16 protein-coding genes are annotated in these 17275 nt (G+C 69.4%); 5 read left to right on the top strand and 11 right to left on the bottom strand.

What is annotated here, in order from left to right; genetic code table 11:
• Positions 1 to 12 precede the first annotated feature (12 nt).
• From E9536_RS02400 to E9536_RS02390, 3 genes are all read right to left on the bottom strand, one after another.
• The gene (locus E9536_RS02400; protein ID WP_060173196.1) at positions 13 to 1092 is read right to left on the bottom strand and encodes a glycosyltransferase family 2 protein; all 1080 of its coding nucleotides are present in this window, start codon (positions 1090 to 1092) and stop codon (positions 13 to 15) included.
• Positions 1093 to 1360: 268 nt separating this feature from the next.
• Positions 1361 to 2623: a glycosyltransferase family 87 protein gene (locus E9536_RS02395; protein ID WP_136469214.1), complete on the bottom strand. Its 1263-nt coding sequence runs from the start codon at positions 2621 to 2623 to the stop codon at positions 1361 to 1363.
• Positions 2624 to 2629: 6 nt separating this feature from the next.
• Positions 2630 to 3727 (bottom strand): glycosyltransferase family 2 protein, encoded by a 1098-nt coding sequence (locus tag E9536_RS02390; protein WP_134257559.1) that lies wholly within the window; start codon positions 3725 to 3727, stop codon positions 2630 to 2632.
• A 315-nt stretch (positions 3728 to 4042) separates the two neighbouring features.
• Here E9536_RS02390 and E9536_RS02385 point away from each other — a divergent pair, with 315 nt between their 5' ends.
• The gene (locus E9536_RS02385) at positions 4043 to 4402 is read left to right on the top strand and encodes a phage protein NinX family protein (protein WP_136469213.1); all 360 of its coding nucleotides are present in this window, start codon (positions 4043 to 4045) and stop codon (positions 4400 to 4402) included.
• Between the two features lie 29 nt (positions 4403 to 4431).
• Here E9536_RS02385 and E9536_RS02380 read toward each other — a convergent pair whose 3' ends face one another.
• A complete protein-coding gene (locus E9536_RS02380) occupies positions 4432 to 5418 on the bottom strand; it encodes an ABC transporter substrate-binding protein (RefSeq protein ID WP_027791218.1) in 987 nt (328 codons plus the stop codon).
• A 148-nt stretch (positions 5419 to 5566) separates the two neighbouring features.
• On the bottom strand, positions 5567 to 6457 hold the full coding sequence (locus tag E9536_RS02375; protein WP_060085037.1) for a LysR family transcriptional regulator: 891 nt from the start codon (positions 6455 to 6457) through the stop codon (positions 5567 to 5569).
• 100 nt (positions 6458 to 6557) lie between these two features.
• On the opposite strand from E9536_RS02375, the gene E9536_RS02370 reads away from it, so the two are divergent.
• Positions 6558 to 8129 carry an MFS transporter gene (locus E9536_RS02370; protein ID WP_136469212.1) on the top strand — a complete coding sequence of 524 codons (1572 nt, stop codon included), beginning with the start codon at positions 6558 to 6560 and terminating at the stop codon, positions 8127 to 8129.
• 61 nt (positions 8130 to 8190) lie between these two features.
• Here E9536_RS02370 and E9536_RS02365 read toward each other — a convergent pair whose 3' ends face one another.
• From E9536_RS02365 to E9536_RS02355, 3 genes are all read right to left on the bottom strand, one after another.
• Positions 8191 to 9399 carry a LysR family transcriptional regulator gene (locus E9536_RS02365; RefSeq protein ID WP_124674291.1) on the bottom strand — a complete coding sequence of 403 codons (1209 nt, stop codon included), beginning with the start codon at positions 9397 to 9399 and terminating at the stop codon, positions 8191 to 8193.
• 61 nt (positions 9400 to 9460) lie between these two features.
• Positions 9461 to 10189 (bottom strand): aspartate/glutamate racemase family protein, encoded by a 729-nt coding sequence (locus tag E9536_RS02360; protein ID WP_136469211.1) that lies wholly within the window; start codon positions 10187 to 10189, stop codon positions 9461 to 9463.
• Positions 10190 to 10211: 22 nt separating this feature from the next.
• Positions 10212 to 11762: an NCS1 family nucleobase:cation symporter-1 gene (locus tag E9536_RS02355; protein WP_136469210.1), complete on the bottom strand. Its 1551-nt coding sequence runs from the start codon at positions 11760 to 11762 to the stop codon at positions 10212 to 10214.
• Between the two features lie 218 nt (positions 11763 to 11980).
• Between E9536_RS02355 and E9536_RS41280 the strand changes: the two genes are divergently transcribed.
• Together E9536_RS41280 and E9536_RS02340 are read left to right on the top strand one after the other, a co-directional pair.
• Positions 11981 to 12220 carry a hypothetical protein gene (locus tag E9536_RS41280; protein ID WP_060314592.1) on the top strand — a complete coding sequence of 80 codons (240 nt, stop codon included), beginning with the start codon at positions 11981 to 11983 and terminating at the stop codon, positions 12218 to 12220.
• Positions 12221 to 12428: 208 nt separating this feature from the next.
• Positions 12429 to 12986, top strand: a complete 558-nt coding sequence (locus E9536_RS02340; RefSeq protein WP_136469209.1) for a DUF3005 domain-containing protein — start codon at positions 12429 to 12431, stop codon at positions 12984 to 12986.
• An 82-nt stretch (positions 12987 to 13068) separates the two neighbouring features.
• Here E9536_RS02340 and E9536_RS02335 read toward each other — a convergent pair whose 3' ends face one another.
• Positions 13069 to 13833 (bottom strand): DUF4397 domain-containing protein, encoded by a 765-nt coding sequence (locus E9536_RS02335; protein WP_060173204.1) that lies wholly within the window; start codon positions 13831 to 13833, stop codon positions 13069 to 13071.
• A 511-nt stretch (positions 13834 to 14344) separates the two neighbouring features.
• On the opposite strand from E9536_RS02335, the gene E9536_RS02330 reads away from it, so the two are divergent.
• Complete coding sequence (locus E9536_RS02330) at positions 14345 to 14677, top strand: hypothetical protein (RefSeq protein ID WP_059684256.1); 333 nt, start codon at positions 14345 to 14347, stop codon at positions 14675 to 14677.
• A gap of 120 nt (positions 14678 to 14797) precedes the next feature.
• On the opposite strand, the gene mmsB is transcribed toward E9536_RS02330, so the two are convergent.
• Positions 14798 to 15688: a 3-hydroxyisobutyrate dehydrogenase gene (gene mmsB, locus E9536_RS02325; RefSeq protein WP_059694247.1), complete on the bottom strand. Its 891-nt coding sequence runs from the start codon at positions 15686 to 15688 to the stop codon at positions 14798 to 14800.
• Between the two features lie 14 nt (positions 15689 to 15702).
• Positions 15703 to 17229 carry a CoA-acylating methylmalonate-semialdehyde dehydrogenase gene (locus E9536_RS02320; RefSeq protein WP_027791228.1) on the bottom strand — a complete coding sequence of 509 codons (1527 nt, stop codon included), beginning with the start codon at positions 17227 to 17229 and terminating at the stop codon, positions 15703 to 15705.
• Positions 17230 to 17275: the final 46 nt, after the last annotated feature.

Here is a 17275-nt window from a genome sequence, read left to right as displayed (position 1 = left end):
GCGTGTACGCGGTTACTTGACGGAGACTTTGCGCGCGCCGTGGCCGGCGGCAGTCGCGGGGAGCGGCGTCCGGCGGCGGGCCGCGTGCGTGCGCTTGAGCGGGAACTGCAGCAGCTTCGACGCAGGATGCGCGGCGGCGTCCCGCTGCGCGCGGTAACGGCGGCGCACGAGATAGACGGGGCGCTGCTTCGACTCGTGATAGATGCGGCCGAGGTATTCGCCGATCACGCCGATGCCGATCAACTGGATGCCGCCGACGAACAGCATCACGGAGATGAGCGACGCGTAGCCGTGCACGGGATTGCCGAACAGCAGCGTGCGCATGACGATGAAGGCGCCGTAGATGAACGAGAGGGCGGCGAACGCGAGGCCGATGTAGGTCCATACGCGCAGCGGCACGGTGCTGAAGCTCGTGATGCCTTCGAGCGCGAAGTTCCAGCGCCGCCATCCGGAGAATTTCGAGCGGCCGCCGCTGCGTGGGGCACGCGTGTATTCGATGATCTCGGTGCGATAGCCGACCCATGCGAACAGGCCTTTCATGAAACGCCGCCGCTCGGGCAGCGCACGCAGCGCGTCGACGACCTGGCGATCCATCAGCCGGAAATCGCCGACGTTCTCGGGCATTTCGACTTCGGAGAGGCGGTTGTGCACGCGGTAGTAGAGCGCGGCGGCCACGCGCTGCATCAGCGGATCGCACATGCGGTCGGTGCGCTTCGCGGCGACGACCTCGGCGCCGGCGAGCCAGCGTTCGACCATCGCGGGGATCAGAGCGGGCGGGTCCTGCAGGTCGGCATCGATCAGGATCACGGCGGTGCCGGCGGCTTCGTCGATGCCGGCGGTGAGCGCGGCTTCCTTGCCGAAGCGCCGGGTGAGATCGACGATGCGCACGCGCGGGTCGCCGGCGGCGATGTCGATGAGCCTGTCCAGCGTGTCGTCGCGACTGCCGTCGTTGATGCAGACGATCTCGAAACGGATCGTATCGACCGATTCGAGGATGGGCAGCGTTGCCGCAAAGAATGCGTCGATTGTTTCCGCCTCGTCGTGGAACGGTACGACGAGCGATACCAGCGGCCTTCTGGCGTGCGCGGACATACGTCCCCCGAGAGATCCGGCTCGTGCTGCGCCGTATGGATCAGGTCGTCGTCCGCTGCAGGCCGGACGACAGGCGTTCTGATCATTGTAGGCAGGAATCGGGGATTCGTAACACGAATTGATGCGGGCGTGGTGGTGGGGCGGGCGTCAGCCTGACTTGCCGGACGTCGACGGTGCCACCGACGCTGCCCGAGCGCGACCCGGGACGCGATTGCCGAGCGCAGCAGTCGGCACGGGCAGGGTGCCGGCGTGGTGCGCGGCTATCGGCTCACGGGGCGCGAACGAGCGCGGCGCGCGTACCGCGACTGGCAAACCGTCCGCGCCGCAGCAGCATGAGCAGCGCGATCGACGTCACGAGCGGCCCGATCTGCGGCAGATGCATCCACGGATTCAGAAACTCGTAAAGCGGCAGCGCCCACAGGATGGCCACGAAACCTTGCTCGCCGCGCAGCCAGCCGTCCTGCGAGCCGATGGCGATCATGCACGCGATCGGGACGCACAGCCAGGACAGTTCGTAGTGCCAGACATAGGGATTCACGGCGAGCGTCGCGATGAACAGTGTCGCGACGCGCATCCGCGCATCCTGATGGCGATGCCAGACGAAGCACGCGGCCGCGATCGCAACCGCGGCGATGCCGGCCTGCCCAACATAGGCGAGCGCCGGCGACAGGCCGGCGAGACGAAACGCCGCGAACGGCGTCGGCGACGCAAACCAGAACGGAACGCCATGCTCGATGATCAGCGAACGCAGCGCGCCCGCGTTCTGCATGAAGAGATGGAGCGATTCGATGCCGCCTGTCGCGATGCCCAGCGCGGTGAAGGCAGTCGCAAAGGCCGCGGCCCACGCGAATGCGCGCCACGCACGCGCTGCGATCAGCACGAACGGGAACAGCAACGCGAGTTGCGGCTTGACCGACAGGAGTCCGATAAAGAAGCCGGCCAGCATCGGCCGTCGATCGACGAAATGCACGGCGAGCGCGGCGCACGTCGCAGTCAGCATCGCGTTCTGTCCGTACGTCGCGGTGACGAGCACGCCCGGACATGCGAGCAGCGCGAGCCAGCCGACACGTTTCGCGCCGGGCGTCGCCGCGAGCCCCGACACGCGCCAGGTCGACACGCCCAGCAGCACGATGCCGAGCGCGATGAACAGCGGATAGCCGATCGCATAGGGCAGCAGCGAGAACGGCGCCACCACGAGCAGATATGAAGGCGGGTACAGCCACGGCAGGAACGCATGGCCGGCCGTGATCGGGAACAGGTCGGCGAGCGCCCGCGAAAACGCGGGGACATCGTAGACCTGCCACGGCGAGCCATGGCGCATCAGATGGGACGCGGACCAGAACACCGTGAACCCCGAGCCGGGGCGGAACAGGCCCGGGTCGGGCGAGTGGAAGCCGACCCGGACCATGATCGACACGAACAGCACGCCGATCGCGAGCATGACCGCGCTGTAAAGCGCGATGCGTCCGGGCGTCAGCCAGACGCGGACAGGGCGTTCGTCAGCTTGAATCGATGAGCTGGAAATATCCATGCTGCGCTACTTGACCGACAGGTTGCGTGCTGCTGCCGCGGTCACGGCGGCCGTCTGCCGTCGTCGGGCAGGGGCGACGCGCCGAACCGGAAACGGCAGCAGCTTCGAGGCATCCGGCTGCGCGACGTGCCGCGCCGGATGTTGGCCCACCAGGGCGGCGGCGCGGTAACGGCGCCGGACGAGATAGACGGGGCGCTGCTTCGATTCGTGATAGATGCGGCCGAGGTATTCGCCGATGACGCCGATACCGATCAGCTGGATGCCGCCGACGAACAGCATCACGGAGATGAGCGACGCGTAGCCGTGCACGGGGTTGCCGAACAGCAGCGTGCGCATGACGATGAACGTGCCGTAGATGAACGAGAGGGCGGCGAACGCGAGGCCGATGTAGGTCCATACGCGCAGCGGCACGGTGCTGAAGCTCGTGATGCCTTCGAGCGCGAAGTTCCAGCGCCGCCATCCGGAGAATTTCGAGCGGCCGCCGCTGCGTGGGGCACGCGTGTATTCGATGATCTCGGTGCGATAGCCGACCCACGCGAACAGGCCTTTCATGAAACGCCGCCGTTCGGGCAGCGCACGCAGCGCGTCGACGACCTGGCGATCCATCAGCCGGAAATCGCCGACGTTCTCGGGCATTTCGACTTCGGAGAGGCGGTTGTGCACGCGGTAGTAGAGCGCGGCGGCCACGCGCTGCATCAGCGGATCGCACATGCGGTCGGTGCGCTTCGCGGCGACGACCTCGGCGCCGGCGAGCCAGCGTTCGACCATCGCGGGGATCAGAGCGGGCGGGTCCTGCAGGTCGGCATCGATCAGGATCACGGCGGTGCCGGCGGCTTCGTCGATGCCGGCGGTGAGCGCGGCTTCCTTGCCGAAGCGCCGGGTGAGATCGACGATGCGCACGCGCGGGTCGCCGGCTGCGATGTCGATGAGCCTGTCCAGCGTGTCGTCGCGGCTGCCGTCGTTCACGCAAACGATTTCGAAGCGCGTGGTGTCGATCGATTCGAGGATGGGAAGGGCAGTCGCAAAGAATGCGTCGATCGCTTCCGCCTCGTCATGGAAGGGTACGACGAGCGATACCAACGGCTTTCGGGTGTGCCTGGACATATGTCCCCCCGTGAGATCAGGTCTGCGCCGCATTGTCTGGTCCTGATGTCGCCGAACTCCCGGAAACAGCTCCGGATCGGCGCAGTTTTGTGTGTTTTCTGTTTGTAATGTCCTGATTCGTTTGCCGTGAACGGCGGCGGCAAGCGGTCGGATCATTGTACGCACGAGTGACGCGGCCGTGACAACGTGCGCGGGTTTGCTCGGGGGAGGGATTTCAGCGATATGGCAGCGCGCTTCGGCGCCATCGGGAACCGCAACCGCCGCAGATGCAACGGTCAGCATGTCGATTCGATAACGACGGTGACGGAGACGGGTATGCAAGTCCGGGATCTGACAGGCGCGCCGCTGGACTACTGGGTCGCGGTCGCGCAGGGCCATGACGCCCCGCGCGCCGATGCGTCCGGGTGTACGTCGATTCGCGCGGCGGGCGCGGCGCCGGCTCCGTTCGCGCCGTCGACATCGTGGACGGACGGCGGCCCGATCGTCGAGCGGCTGCCGTTCGCCGCTTTCGAACGCGAGGGCGGCCGTGGCGCGTGGTGGGCCGTGCCGGTCGCGGGCGAGCGCTGCACGTTCAACCAGTCGGGGCCGATGCTGCTGGTCGCCGCCATGCGCACGCTCGTCGCCTCCACGTTCGGTGACGACGTGCCGGACCTCGACATGCCGCGGCCGCGCTGAACGCTGCACGCCGCCACGCGCGTCATCGTTCAGGCGGACACGTTGCGGATCGCGATCGAGGCGACGTCGACGCGCCGCGGCAGGATCGCATCGGCCGCCGCGCGGTCGGCGACACGCTGCAGCACGTCGATGTCGGCACCGCTGAGGCTGCGCTGCGCGAGCGCGGCCCGGCGTGCGATGTCGGTGGCCGCGTCGGGCGGCAGGCGCGTGAGCGACGCATAGACGGTCGCATAGTCGGCGGGATGCGCGAGCGCCCACTGGCCCGCGCGGGCGAGCCGCGCCAGCACGTCCGCGAGCGCCGCGCGCTTCGCGCGATCGTCGAGCGTTTCGACCGGCGACGTGAGGAACGCCAGCCCGGAATTGATGCCGCTGCCGTCACGGACGACGCGCGCGCCGCGTCGTACCGCATGCCCGTAGTACGGGTCGAACGTCGCCCAGATGCCGATCCGCTTCGCCTCGAACGCGGCGAACGCGTCGACGGGCAGCACGAAGCGCACGTCGACGTCACGCGGCGCGAGGCCGTGTTCGCGCAGCGCGCCGTACAGCTGGTACTGCGAAATGCTGCCGCGCGCGGACGACACGACGACGGTCTGTCCTTTCAGGTCGGCGACGGTGCGGACCGGCGAATCGGGCTGCACGACGATGCCGAGCGATGTCGCCGAGCCGACGCGCGTCGCGACGATCCGCAATGACGGATCGCCGAGCGCGGCCGTCAGCACGGGCAGGTCGCCGGCCGGCGCGAGATCGATCGCCCCCGCGCGCTGCGCCTCGAACAGCGGCGCGGCACCCTGGAAGTTGGCCCAGCGGAACCGGTAAGGCGTGCCGTCGAGCACGCGCGCGGCTTCGGCGAGCGCGCGCAGGCCGCCGGCCTGGTCGCCGAGCACGAGCGTGACGCCCGACGGGTCGGCGCCCGCCGCATGGGCGGGCAGTGCGACGCCGCCGGCGAGCGGCGCGGCGGCGAGGGCGACAAGACGCTGCAGCACGCGGCGGCGCGCCGGGGCGGAAGTTGGGTTCATCGGCGGAGTGTCCTCGGTTACCCGCGCGCAGGTGGCGCGGTTGCCGGGCAGGTTACGGAATCGGTTTCCAGCCGACAAACATCGAATCGTGCAATGCATATTCGCGCCGCGGCGGCGGCCATCGCCGCCGTCGCCGCACGCGGGCGTTTCATCCAGCGTCTTGCGCGGCCGACGGAACCGTCCGCAGGAACGCGCGCACCGCCGGCGCCTTTTCGAAGCGCCGGTGCGCGAGCGCGAGTTCCGACGTGATCGGCTTGCCGGCGATCGGCCGGTACACGACACCCGGCAGCGACACGCAGCCGGCGAGCGCATCGGGAATCACCGCGACCCAGCCGTTCACGGACACGCACGCGAGCACCGCGAGCAAGCCGCCCGGGCGGGCGGCGACCAGCGGCGCGAAGCGGCCGCGGCGCGCGACTTCGAGCGTGCCGCGCTCCTGTTCGGGCACCGCGAAGCGCGCGTCGGCGAGGTCGGCCGCGCGAACGGCGGCCATCGACGCGTAGCGCGACCCGGCCGGCACGGCCGCGACGAACACGTCGCGCTGCAGCGTGACGATCCGCAGGCCGCCGGGCAGCGGCAGCGGCGGGCGGACGTACGCGAGGTCGAGGCGGCCGGTGTCGAGCTGGTTCGCGACGTCGTCCATCGGCACTTCGCGCAGGTTCAGTTCGATGCGCGGATGCGCGTCGCGAAACGCGCCGACCGTGCGCTGCAGCGTGCCTGAATAGACAGCCGACGACACGTAGCCGATCTCGATCCGGCCGAGCTCGCCGCGCTCGGCCAGCGCCGCGAGTTCGCGGCCGCGCTGCAGGTGTTCGACCGCGGCGCGCGCTTCGGCGAGATAGGCCTCGCCGGCCGCGCTCAGCGTGACCGCGCGGCGCGACCGGTGAAAGAGACGCACGCCGAGCACGCGTTCGGCTTCCTGGATCTGCCGCGTGAGCGCGGGCGGCGCCATGTCGAGCGCCTCGGCCGCGCGGGCGAAGTGCAGGTGCTGCGCGACGCTCAGGAACGCGCGCACGTGACGGAATTCGAGCCGATCCATGATTGCAGTTTTCGTCAATAAAAAAGCGTCTGAGTGTCAATGACGGGCAATACCGGGCAAGCCTAGCATACGGTTCGTTCAACCTGTTGCGGAGTGTCCGATGTCCCAGTCTTCACCGGCGTCGCGCGCGGGCGCGGTTGCCGCCCCGCGCACGGGCGGCCGCATGCCCGCCGCCGCGACGCTCGCCGTCGCGTCCGCGACCTGCTCGCTGATCGTGCTCGACACGAACGTCGTCGCCGTGTCGCTGCCGAGCATCGCGCGCAGTTTCCACGCGAGCTTCGCCGATATCGAATGGGTCGTGAGCGCGTACATGACCGCGTTCGCCGCCTGCCTGCTGCCGGCCGGCGGGCTCGCCGACCGCTTCGGACGCAAGCGGATGCTCGGCGCGGGGCTCGCGCTGTTCTTTCTCGCGTCGCTCGGCTGCGGCGTCGCGCCGTCGGCCGGCTGGCTGATCGCCGCGCGTGCGGTGAAGGGCGGCGGCGCCGCGCTGTTGCTGACGGCCGCGCTCGCCGTGATCGCGAACCGTTTTCCGGAGGGGCGCGAGCGGGCGCGCGCGTGGGCGATCTGGGGCATGTGCATGGGGATCGCGACGGCCGTCGCGCCGCTCGTCGGCGGCGCGATCACGCAATGGATCGGGTGGCGCTGGGTGTTCCTGCTGAACCTGCCCGTCTGCATGCTGCTCGCGGCCGGCGCGCGCGTCGCGATCGACGAGTCGCGCGATCCGCACGCGAAGCGCGTGGATGCGGCCGGCAGCCTGTTGTTCGGCGCGGCGCTCGCGTGCGCGATCGCAGCCCTGATCGGCGCACCGTCGCACGGCTGGCTGTCGGCCGCGACGCTCGGCCGGCTCGCGCTCGCCGCCGCGCTGTTCGCGGCGTTCGTCGGCGCGGAGCGCTGGCAGGCGCGGCCGATGATCGATCTCGCGCTGTTTAGCCAGCCGCGCTTCGTCGGCGCCGTGCTCGCGATGTTCGGTTATGCGGCGTGCGCGCAGGTGATGATGACGTTCCTGCCGCTGTACCTGCAGAACGCGTTCGGGATGTCGGCGATCGACGCGGGGCTCGGGATGCTGCCGTTCGCGTTCGCGATGATCGCCGGGCCGTCGCTCGGCGCGGCGCTGGCCGCGCGCGTGTCGTCCGGCGGCGTGCTGGCGGGTGGGCTCGCGCTGATCGGCGCGGGCAACCTCGCGACCGCGGCGCTGACGGCCGCCGGCGACTACCGGCTCGTCGCGATCGGCATGTTCGTGACGGGCTGCGGCGCGGGCATCATGAACGGCGACACGCAGAAGGCGATCATGGCGTGCGTGCCGTCGAATCGCACCGGCATGGCGTCGGGCATCAGCACGACGACGCGCTTCTCGGCGATCGTGACGGCCGTCGGCGTGCTCGGCGCGGTGCTGGCGGCGAGCACGCAGGCGCGGCTCGACCGGCTGCTGTCCGCCGCGCCCGGCCTGCGCGCGTTCGCCGATGCGCCGTTCATGTCGAGCCTGCTGGCCGGCGACCTGGCGCGGGCGCTCGAGCGTGTGCCGCCGTCGGCCGCCGGCGCGCTCGCGAAGGCGGCGCCCGTCGCGTTCGCGAGCGGGTTTGCCGACGCGCTGACGGTGAGCGGCGTGCTCGCGCTCGTCGTGGCCGTCGTTGCATGCAGGCTGCTTGCGCAACCGATGCGCGATGCTGCGTGACGGTGCGTGAAAGTGTGTGACGTACGGAGCGGCGCGTTGTCGCGCCGGTCGGTCGCGCCGGTCAATGCGACTTCGTCGCGTGACGGTGGATGCGTGCCGCATGGGCGACGCGCGGCGGGTGCGATGCACGGCAATGCGTCGCCTGCCTGCGGCGCGTGCGTCGAACCGGTTCGGGCGCATCGGCCGTAGCGGCTGTATCGGGTGCATCGGCCGTATCGCCCGCAGCCGTCACGCTGTTCCCTGCGTCCGCAGCTGCGCCGGCGGGAACCGCGGCAACCGCCGGCAGCATCGCCTCGGCGTCGAGCCACGCGCGTGTCGCTTCCGCGATCAGCCCGCGCAGCCAGCGCACGCCGTCCACGCACGCGCCTGATTCGTTCCACGTCATCCGGTACACGATGCCCGGCGGCTCCGCCGGCAGCGCGACGGCGGCGAGCGGCAGCAGCTTCGCATAATGCCGCGCGAGCCGGTACGTGGTGGTCAGGAGCATGTCGGTGCGCACGAGCGCATGCGCGGCAAGTTCGAAGTGGGGCAGCGTGACGACGATCCGCCGCTGCAGGCCCACGCGTTCGAGCTGCCGGTCGATCGCGCCGGACGCCTCGAGCCACGACGGTGTCGGGCACAGCTGCGGCGCGTCGGCAAAATCGGCGGCCGTCATCGCGCCGTGCCGCGCGAGCGGATGCGTCGCGCGCATCAGGCATACGACGCGATCGTCGAACAGGTCGTCCTGCCGGAACCGCGACGAGCGCGCCGGGCGATTGTCGATCACGACGTCGAGTTCGCCGTCGGCCAGCGCGCGCTCGTCGTCGAAGCCGTCGCCGAGCGGATGGAACACGAGCTGCGCGTTCGGCGCGCGTTCGCGGAACAGCGCGACGAGCTTCGGCACGAACAGCACGTTCAGGTAGTCGGGGCAGCCGATCCGGTAGGTGCGCACCGACGTGCGCGCGTCGAACGTCGGCTGCTGGATGCGGATGAAGTCGATCACGCGCAGCGCGTTGCGCAGCGGTTCGATCAGCCGCGCGCCGAACTCGGTCGGCACCATCCCGTAGCGGCTGCGCACCAGCAACGGATCGCCGAGCAGCGTGCGCAGGCGCTTGAGCGCGGCGCTCGTCGCCGGCTGCGACATGTTCAGCCGCACGGCCGCGCGCGACACGGTGCGCTCGGTGAGCAGCACGAGCAGGATGCGCATCAGCCGCGCATCGAGCACGTCGAGCGCGCCCGCGGCGTCGGACGCGCCGCGGGGCAGTGCGTCCGGTTCTAGCGTGTCCCGCATGCCGATACGTCTCCCGGCGACACGATGCCCGAGCGCGACGCAGCAGCCGGCCGGCGGCGCGTCATTTTGCGAAGGTGCCCGGCCAGCCGACGATCCGTTTCGGGCGCGGCGGTGCGTACGTGCGGACCTTCGACGTCTTCAGCTTCAGGCGCACCAGCGACTCGGCGAGCGCGACCGCGGCCGATACGCCGTCGACGACCGGCACGCCCGTGCATTCCTCGATCTGCCGGTCGAGGCCGGCCATCCCGCCGCAGCCGAGGCAGATCACTTCCGCGTGATCGTCCTTCACCGCGCGCTGCGCCTGGCCGACGATCGACTCGATCGCGCGCGCCGGGTTCTCCTCGAGTTCGAGCACCGCGAGGCCGCTTGCGCGCACCGATGCGCAGCGCGCGTCGAGCCCGGCGAGCTTCAGGCGATCCTCGATCAGCGGCACCGTGCGGTCGAGCGTCGTGACGACCGAGTAGCGATGGCCGAGCAGCATCGCGACGCTCGCGGCCGCTTCGGTGATGTCGACGACGGGCACCGTCAGCAGTTCCTGCAGGCCTTCGCGGCCGTGTTCGCCGTAGCCGGCCTGGATCACCGCGTCGTACGGCTCGTCGTAGCTCAGCACGCGATCCATCACGGCGATCGCCGCGAGGTAGCTCTCGAAGTTGCCTTCGATCGACTCCGCGCCGAAGCGCGGCGTCAGCCCGACGATCTCCGTGCCCGGCGACGCGGCGGACTGTGCCTGCGCGGCGATCGCGTCGGTGATCGACTCGGTCGTGTTGACGTTGACTACCAGGATCCTCATTGCTGACTCCGTATGCGTGTGTTCAGTGTTGCGCGCAGGCGACCGCGATGGGCTCGCCCGAGCGCTCCTCGTATTGCCGTTTGCGATCGGCCAGCAGCCAGTACACGCTGCCCGCGATGGCCGCGCCGAGCAGCCACGAGAACGGCGTCATCGCGCTGAAGGCCGGCACGACGGCGAGCGTGATCGAGATCAGCGCGGACGGCAGGAGCGCCGCAAGTGCCTTGCGGTTCACGCCGCGCGTGTAGAAATAGGTGCCGGTCGGCGCTTCGGTATAGAGGTCGGGCACGTTCACGCGCTGCTTGCGCACGAGCCAGTAGTCGACCGTGATGATCCCGTACAGCGGGCCGAGCAGCGCGCCGAGGCCGGACAGGAAATAGACGATCACGATCGGGCTGTTGTACAGGTTCCACGGCAGGATCAGCACGGCGACCGTCGCGCTGATCAGGCCCGCGCGGCGGAACGACAGGCGATGCGGCGCAAGGCTCGTCAGCACGAAGGCCGGCGCGACGAAGTTCGCCATGATGTTCACGGCGACCGTGACGATCAGGAACGCGAGGCAGCCGAGCACGAGGAACAGCTTGTTCGGCACCGTCGCGATGATTTCCGTCGGGCTGTGGATGATGTGGCCGTTCAGCTTGAACTGCGCGCCCGCGAGCACGAAGCTGATCGTCGCGAACACGAGGATGTTGACCGGCAAGCCCCAGAAGTTGCCGACCCGCACCGTCTTCGCGCTCGGCGACGAGCGCGCGAAGTCGCAGAAGTTGAGCACCAGCGTGCCGTAGATCGCAAGCCACAGCGAGCCGCCCGCGAAGATCTCCGTCCACATCTTCAGGCCGGTCAGCGGCTTGCCGATCGACATCGCGAGATGGCCGCCCGTGCGGCTGAACATCCACGCGGCGAGCGACAGCGTCGTGACGAGGATCACCGGGCCGGCGAGCCCTTCGTACTTGCGGACCATTTCCATCCCGTACGTGAGGATGCCGATCTGCACGAGCCAGATCGCGACGAACGTGACCCAGCCGAGCGTCGACAGCCCGAAGATCGCGTCCTGGTCGAACGCGGCGACGCCCGGCCAGATCGCGGTGAGCAGCACGCGCAGCACGACGGACGCGAGATAGGTCTGGATGCCGAACCACGCGATCGCGATCACCGCGCGGATCATCGCGGGCAGCAGCGCGCCGTAGATGCCGAAGCTCATCCGGCTGATCACCGGGAACGGCACGCCGGTCTTCTGGCCCATGTAGCCGGTGAGGTTCATGAAGGAGTACACGAGCACCGCGCCGATCGCGAGCGACGCGAGCATCTGCCAGCCCGACAGGCCGAGCGCGAACAGCCCGATTGCGAACGAGTAGTTCGCGATGTTGTGCACGTCGTTGGTCCACAGCGCAAAGATGCTGTAGCGGCCCCACGTCCGCCCCTCGGCCTTGGTGGGCGCGAGGTCGGGGTTGTGCAGCCGCGGGCTCAGCGCGGGGTCGCGCGCGGCCGAATCGGTTCGATGCGATGCGTCGACCGCGCCGGGCACGATGCCCGGGCGGTGGGTGGCTTCCAGTTGCACGCCGTTGTCTCCTTCCATGTGCGGGGCGCGAAACCGGCAGCGCGTATACGCTGCGACGGCCCGGCCGCCGTGGACGTTATGTCTCGGATTTGTTCGCGAGTATGGGTCGCCGGCATGGTGATGGGAAATTAAATATTCGGCTGGGCGTCATTTGAAAAATGAATGGGAGGGATCGATGGCGAGGCACGGGGATTGCGCGTCGAAGGGTTCCATCCACCGACATCAGCGGAGGTGTCATGCAGCGATATTCCCTTCGTCACGTATCGCGAGCCGTCTTCGCCGGCATCCTGATCGCCGGCCTGGCGGCGGGTGCGGGTTGCCAGAAAAAGAGCGACACAGGTACCGGTGCGAGCTCGGACACCAGCGCCACGGGCGGCATGTCGCCGGCGCCGTCCACCGCGCCGTCGGGCACGCCGGGCGGCGCGGCAAGCATGCCGGGCGCGGCTTCCGCGCCGGCGGGCGCAAGCGGCGGCTGACCGGCATCAGGCGGGCGGCGCACGTGCACGCGGCGTGCGCCGGTTCGTCACCCGTGCGCTGCCGTGCGGCATGCCCATGCCGCATGGGCGTCGCAGGACGCGCGTGCGCGGCGTCCCTGCGCGTGAAAGATTTGCAAGGACCGTTGTAGCGATTCCCGGACCGGCGCCGGCATCACGCCGGCGCACGCCGTCCGGAACAGGAGGTGCGATGCAGAACGCGGAATCGAATCCAACCCCGCAACAGCAGCAGGAACAGATTGCGAAGAGTCCGGTGAAGACCCCGGCGGCCGGCGACATGCCCGACGCGGCGACCCAGGCCGCAGAGGCCGCCGAGGTGGCGAAGCGGCCGCTGACGCCCGAGGCGGTCGCGGCGAAAACGCCGACCGGCCTGCCGCCGATCGACGTCGGCGCGCATGCGGTCGACAGCGGCGATCCCGTGCGTCGCGCGGCCGGCCGGATCGTCACGCTCGACAACGCGAACATGGCGATGACCGACAACACGGTCGACGTCGACGGCAAGGGCATGGAGGCGCGCACCGGCGCGTCGGAACTGCAGGACAACGTGATCTACTCGAACGCGTCGCTCGACGATGCGGTCGATACGCCCGACGAGGGGCTCGGCGGGATCGAGAGCCGGCCGGGCGGCAACATGCCGCAGATCGCGACGCGGCCGGGCTGGCGCGTGCGGCATGTCGGCGATGTCGACGTCGAGCACGGCGACGGTGCGCGCGCCGAGCACGTGATCTGCCTCGAGCGGATCGACTGATACCGCCGGATACCGTTACCCGGCGCGGGGCGGCCGGTGCACTCGCACCGTCCGCCACGATCGCCGCCGCCGTGTTCGGCCGTTACTGCGGCCCGAGTTCCTGCGCGGACGTATCGGCGTCGTTGCCTTGCGCAACCAGCACGTGGATATCGTTCGGCGTCACGTCGCCGACCCCGCCCGACGGAATCGTCAGCAGCAGCCAGTCGGCGTTGTTGTTGATGGTGACCGGCGCGGTCTTGAGGATTGGTGTCTTGCTGCCGGCCGTCGTGACGATCACCTGGTAGCTGCCGCCGTTCAGGTAGATCGAATCCTGCGTCGAGGCCGGCACCGCGTTCTGGTAGGCCGCGCCCGCGAGCGTCGGGCTTTGCGTCGTGATGTCGGTGCCGGGCGGGACGACGTACATGTCGATGTTCTGCGCGTTCGGCGATGCATTGAAGCTGCGCACGCGCGCCTTGTCAGACAGCAGGCCCTTGTCGTACGGATCGTCGATCACAGAGATCAGCGACGTCGTGCTCGGCAGCGCGATCGTCGTGTAGTGATGGCCGTTCGCCGCGCTGAACGATTGCGACGCGATGGTCGAGGTCGTGCCCGAGATGTCGTAGCTCGCGGTCTGCGTGCCCGAGTCGACGTCGTGATAGCGCGTCACGCCCTTGTACGCGACACCCGACTGGTCGATCTTGGCGTTCAGGTAGTAGTCGAGGTTCGGGCCGGCCGGCACCGCGTTGATGAAGCGCGCCTGCGGCTTCGAGATGCCGAGCTCGGTGCCGACGTCGTTGCCGTCGCCGCCACATGCCGCGAGCACGGAAATGATGGAGCACAGGGCCGCTATCGTTCGTATTGATTTCATGTTGTCCTCTCGTTCAGGGGAACCTGTTTGCGATGCGGGATCGCCACGCGAAGGTCGCGTGGTGAGCAACGCCGGTTGCGGGAAGGATGTTGTCCGCCGGATCGGCGGGCGCGTGGGTGGCGCAAGCGATGTGCCTGTCTGACGACGGGGCGCCGGGCGGCCGGGTGCGGGGCGGGGCCGGTCAGGGGTGAGGGAGAGGGGGCGCGCGGCTTGTAAAAAGGGCGGTGTCGCAGGAGCCGGGCGCGGGGCCGCGTCGGCGCCGACCCGGCCGGCGGGGCTCGCCCCGGACGTCGCGCCGCCCGGCGCGCCCGCAACGGCGTGCGGGCAGGGCGAAACTACCTGCCGGCCGAAGCCGGCCGCCGGCGAGGGCTGTAAATCTTGCCTGCATCCGTCATCGTTTAACCATTCGAAACAATGTGTTCACCGAAAGGGGCATGATCTCCGGCGATCGAGCAGGCATACTGTCGCCTATGTTGCTCAATGCACGTCGAAGTACGTGCGCTTGCCCCCCATGTCCACTCCAGTTTCCTTTCGAACCCTGCGATGGTTGACCGTCGCGGCTGCTGTATGCTTGCTCGCCGCGTGTTCGACCGCTTCCGACGTGACCGCGACGTCGAACCCGAACGTATTTACCGTGACGACGCGCACGGTCGGCGTATCGACGACGTGGGCCGACGCCCATACGAAGGCCGTCGACGAAGCCACCAACTACTGCACGCAGCGCGGCATGCGCGCCAGCCTGAAGCAGGAGGCGCTGACCAGCGGCAGCCGTGTCGGCGCGCGCTCCGAACTCGCGTTCGAGTGCCATCCGACCTTCGAGACGGCGTCGAATCCGCGCGGTTGAGCGACCGGCGGCGTCGCACGCCGCCGCCGTCCGCGTTTTCCTTCTCCCCGATGCAAACCGACCCGCGAGGCCGTTCAGGCACATCGCGGGTCGGCGCACGTCCGGCCTCGGCTGCGGCGATTACGCCGGCTGCGCCTCGTACAGCTTCACGCACGCGGAGAAGTCGAGCGTGCCGAGCCCCTGCTGGCTCATCGACTGATAGAGCTGCTGCGCGAGTGCGCCCATCCACACCGGCTGGTGCGCGCTCCGTGCCGCTTCGGTCGCGAGCCCGAGATCCTTCAGCATCAGGTTCGCCGCGAATCCGCCCGCATAGCCGCGCGCGGCCGGCGCGGTGTCGCTCACGCCCGGATACGGGTTGTACGTGTCCGAGCTCCAGCAGCGGCCGGTCGACGTATTGATGATGCCCGCCAGCACGGACGGATCGATGCCGAGCGCGGCGCCGAGCGCCATCGCTTCCGAGACGCCCATCATCGAGATTCCGAGCAGCAGGTTGTTGCAGATCTTCGCGATTTGCCCGGTGCCCGTGCCGCCGCAATGCACGACGTTCTTGCCCATGTCGAGCAGCACGGGGCGGATGCGCTCGAACAGTGCGGCGTCCGCGCCGACCATGAAGGTCAGCGTGCCGGCCTGCGCGCCGCCGGTGCCGCCCGACACGGGGGCGTCGGCGAGCGGGAAGCCGCGCTGCGCGGCGGCGTCGGCCACTGCGCGCACGGTGCCGGGATCGATCGTGCTGCAGTCGATCAGCGTCGCGCCGGCGTGCGCGCCGGCCAGGACGCCGTCGTCGCCGAGATAGACCGCGCGCACGTGTTGCGCGGCCGGCAGCATCGTGATCACGACCGCGCCGCGCGCGGCCGCTTCGCGCGGCGAGCCGGCGGCGGTCGCGCCGGCGCGCACCGCGACGTCGACCGCGTGCGCGTCGAGGTCGAACACCGTCAGCGCGTGGCCGGCTTTCAGCAGGTTGGCGGCCATGGGGCCGCCCATGTTGCCGAGTCCGATGAATGCGATGTCCATGTGCATGCCCTCGCTCAGCGCAGCGCGATCGTCGTGTTCACGCCGCCGGCCGTCGCGTCGTCGTCGAACCAGCGCGCGGTGACCGTCTTCGTCTGCGTGTAGAACTGCACGACCTGCTTGCCGTACGGGCCGAGATCGCCGAGCTTCGAGCCGCGCGAACCCGTGAAGCTGAAGTAGGGCACCGGCACCGGAATCGGGATGTTGATGCCGACCTGGCCGATGTCGATCTCGCTCTGGAACTTGCGTGCCGCCGCGCCGCTCTGCGTGAACAGCCCCACGCCGTTGCCCATCGGGTTGCGGTTGACGAGCGCGATCGCGTCGTCGAGCGTGTCGGCTTCGAGCACGACCACCACCGGCCCGAAGATTTCTTCCGTATAGATCGACATGTCGGTCGTCACACCCGAGAAGATCGTCGGGCCGACGAAGTTGCCCTGCTCGTAGCCGGGCACCTTCACGTTGCGGCCGTCGAGTTCGAGCTTCGCGCCGGCCTTCACGCCCTCGTCGATCAGCGCGGTGATGCGCGCATGCGCGGCCTTCGACACGACCGGGCCGACATCGGTACCCGGTTCGTGGCCTGCGTTGACCTTCAGCGCCTTCGCTTTCTCGACGAGCTCGGGCAGCCAGTCGCGCGCCGTGCCGACCAGCACGACGACCGACGTCGCCATGCAGCGCTGGCCGGCCGCGCCGAAGCCCGCGCCGACGAGCGCGTTGATCGTCTGCTCGCGGTGCGCGTCGGGCAGCACGACCGCGTGGTTCTTCGCGCCCATCATCGACTGCACGCGCTTGCCGTGCTGGCTGCCGAGGTTGTACACGTGCGTGCCGACGCGCGTCGAGCCGACGAACGAGATCGCCTTGATGTCCGGGTGCGTGCAGAGGCGGTCGACCACCGTCTTGCCGCCGTGCACGACGTTCAGCACGCCTTGCGGCACGCCGGCCTCGATCGCGAGCTCGACGAGCTGCATCGTCGACAGAGGATCCTGCTCCGACGGCTTCAGCACGAACGTGTTGCCGCAGACGATCGCCATCGGGAACATCCACAGCGGGATCATCCCGGGGAAGTTGAACGGCGTGATGCCCGCGCACACGCCGATCGGCTGGCGCAGCGTGTAGGTATCGACGCCGCCCGCCACGTTCTCCGCGAATTCGCCTTGCTGCAGCGTGCCGATCGAGCACGCGTGCTCGACGACTTCGAGGCCGCGGAAGATGTCGCCCTGCGCATCGGGCAGCGTCTTGCCCTGCTCGGCCGTCAGCGTGTGCGCGATCCGTTCGAGATTGCGGCGCACGAGATCCTGGAACTTCAGCATGATGCGCAGGCGCGCGCCGATCGGCGTCGTCTTCCACGTCTGGAACGCGCGCTGCGCGGACGCGATCGCGGCGTCGACCTCGTCGAGCGTCGCATACGGCACGCGGCCGATCACTTCCTGCGTCGCGGGGTTGACGATGTCGCCCCATTCGGCGCTTTGCGATTCGACGAACGCGCCGTCGATCAGCAGCTTGGCGGTGGGCAGGGCGAGGGTGGTCTGGGGAACTGCGGCGTTCATGGAACTCTCCGGGGAACGAGGTGATGACAAACAAGGCGGCCCGTAT

This window comes from Burkholderia sp. LS-044 (assembly GCF_004803625.1).
GTDB classification, from domain to species: Bacteria; Pseudomonadota; Gammaproteobacteria; order Burkholderiales; family Burkholderiaceae; genus Burkholderia; species Burkholderia cepacia.
The sequence above is the reverse complement of the archived record's forward strand: the minus strand, read 5'-3'. Positions and strand labels throughout refer to the sequence as shown.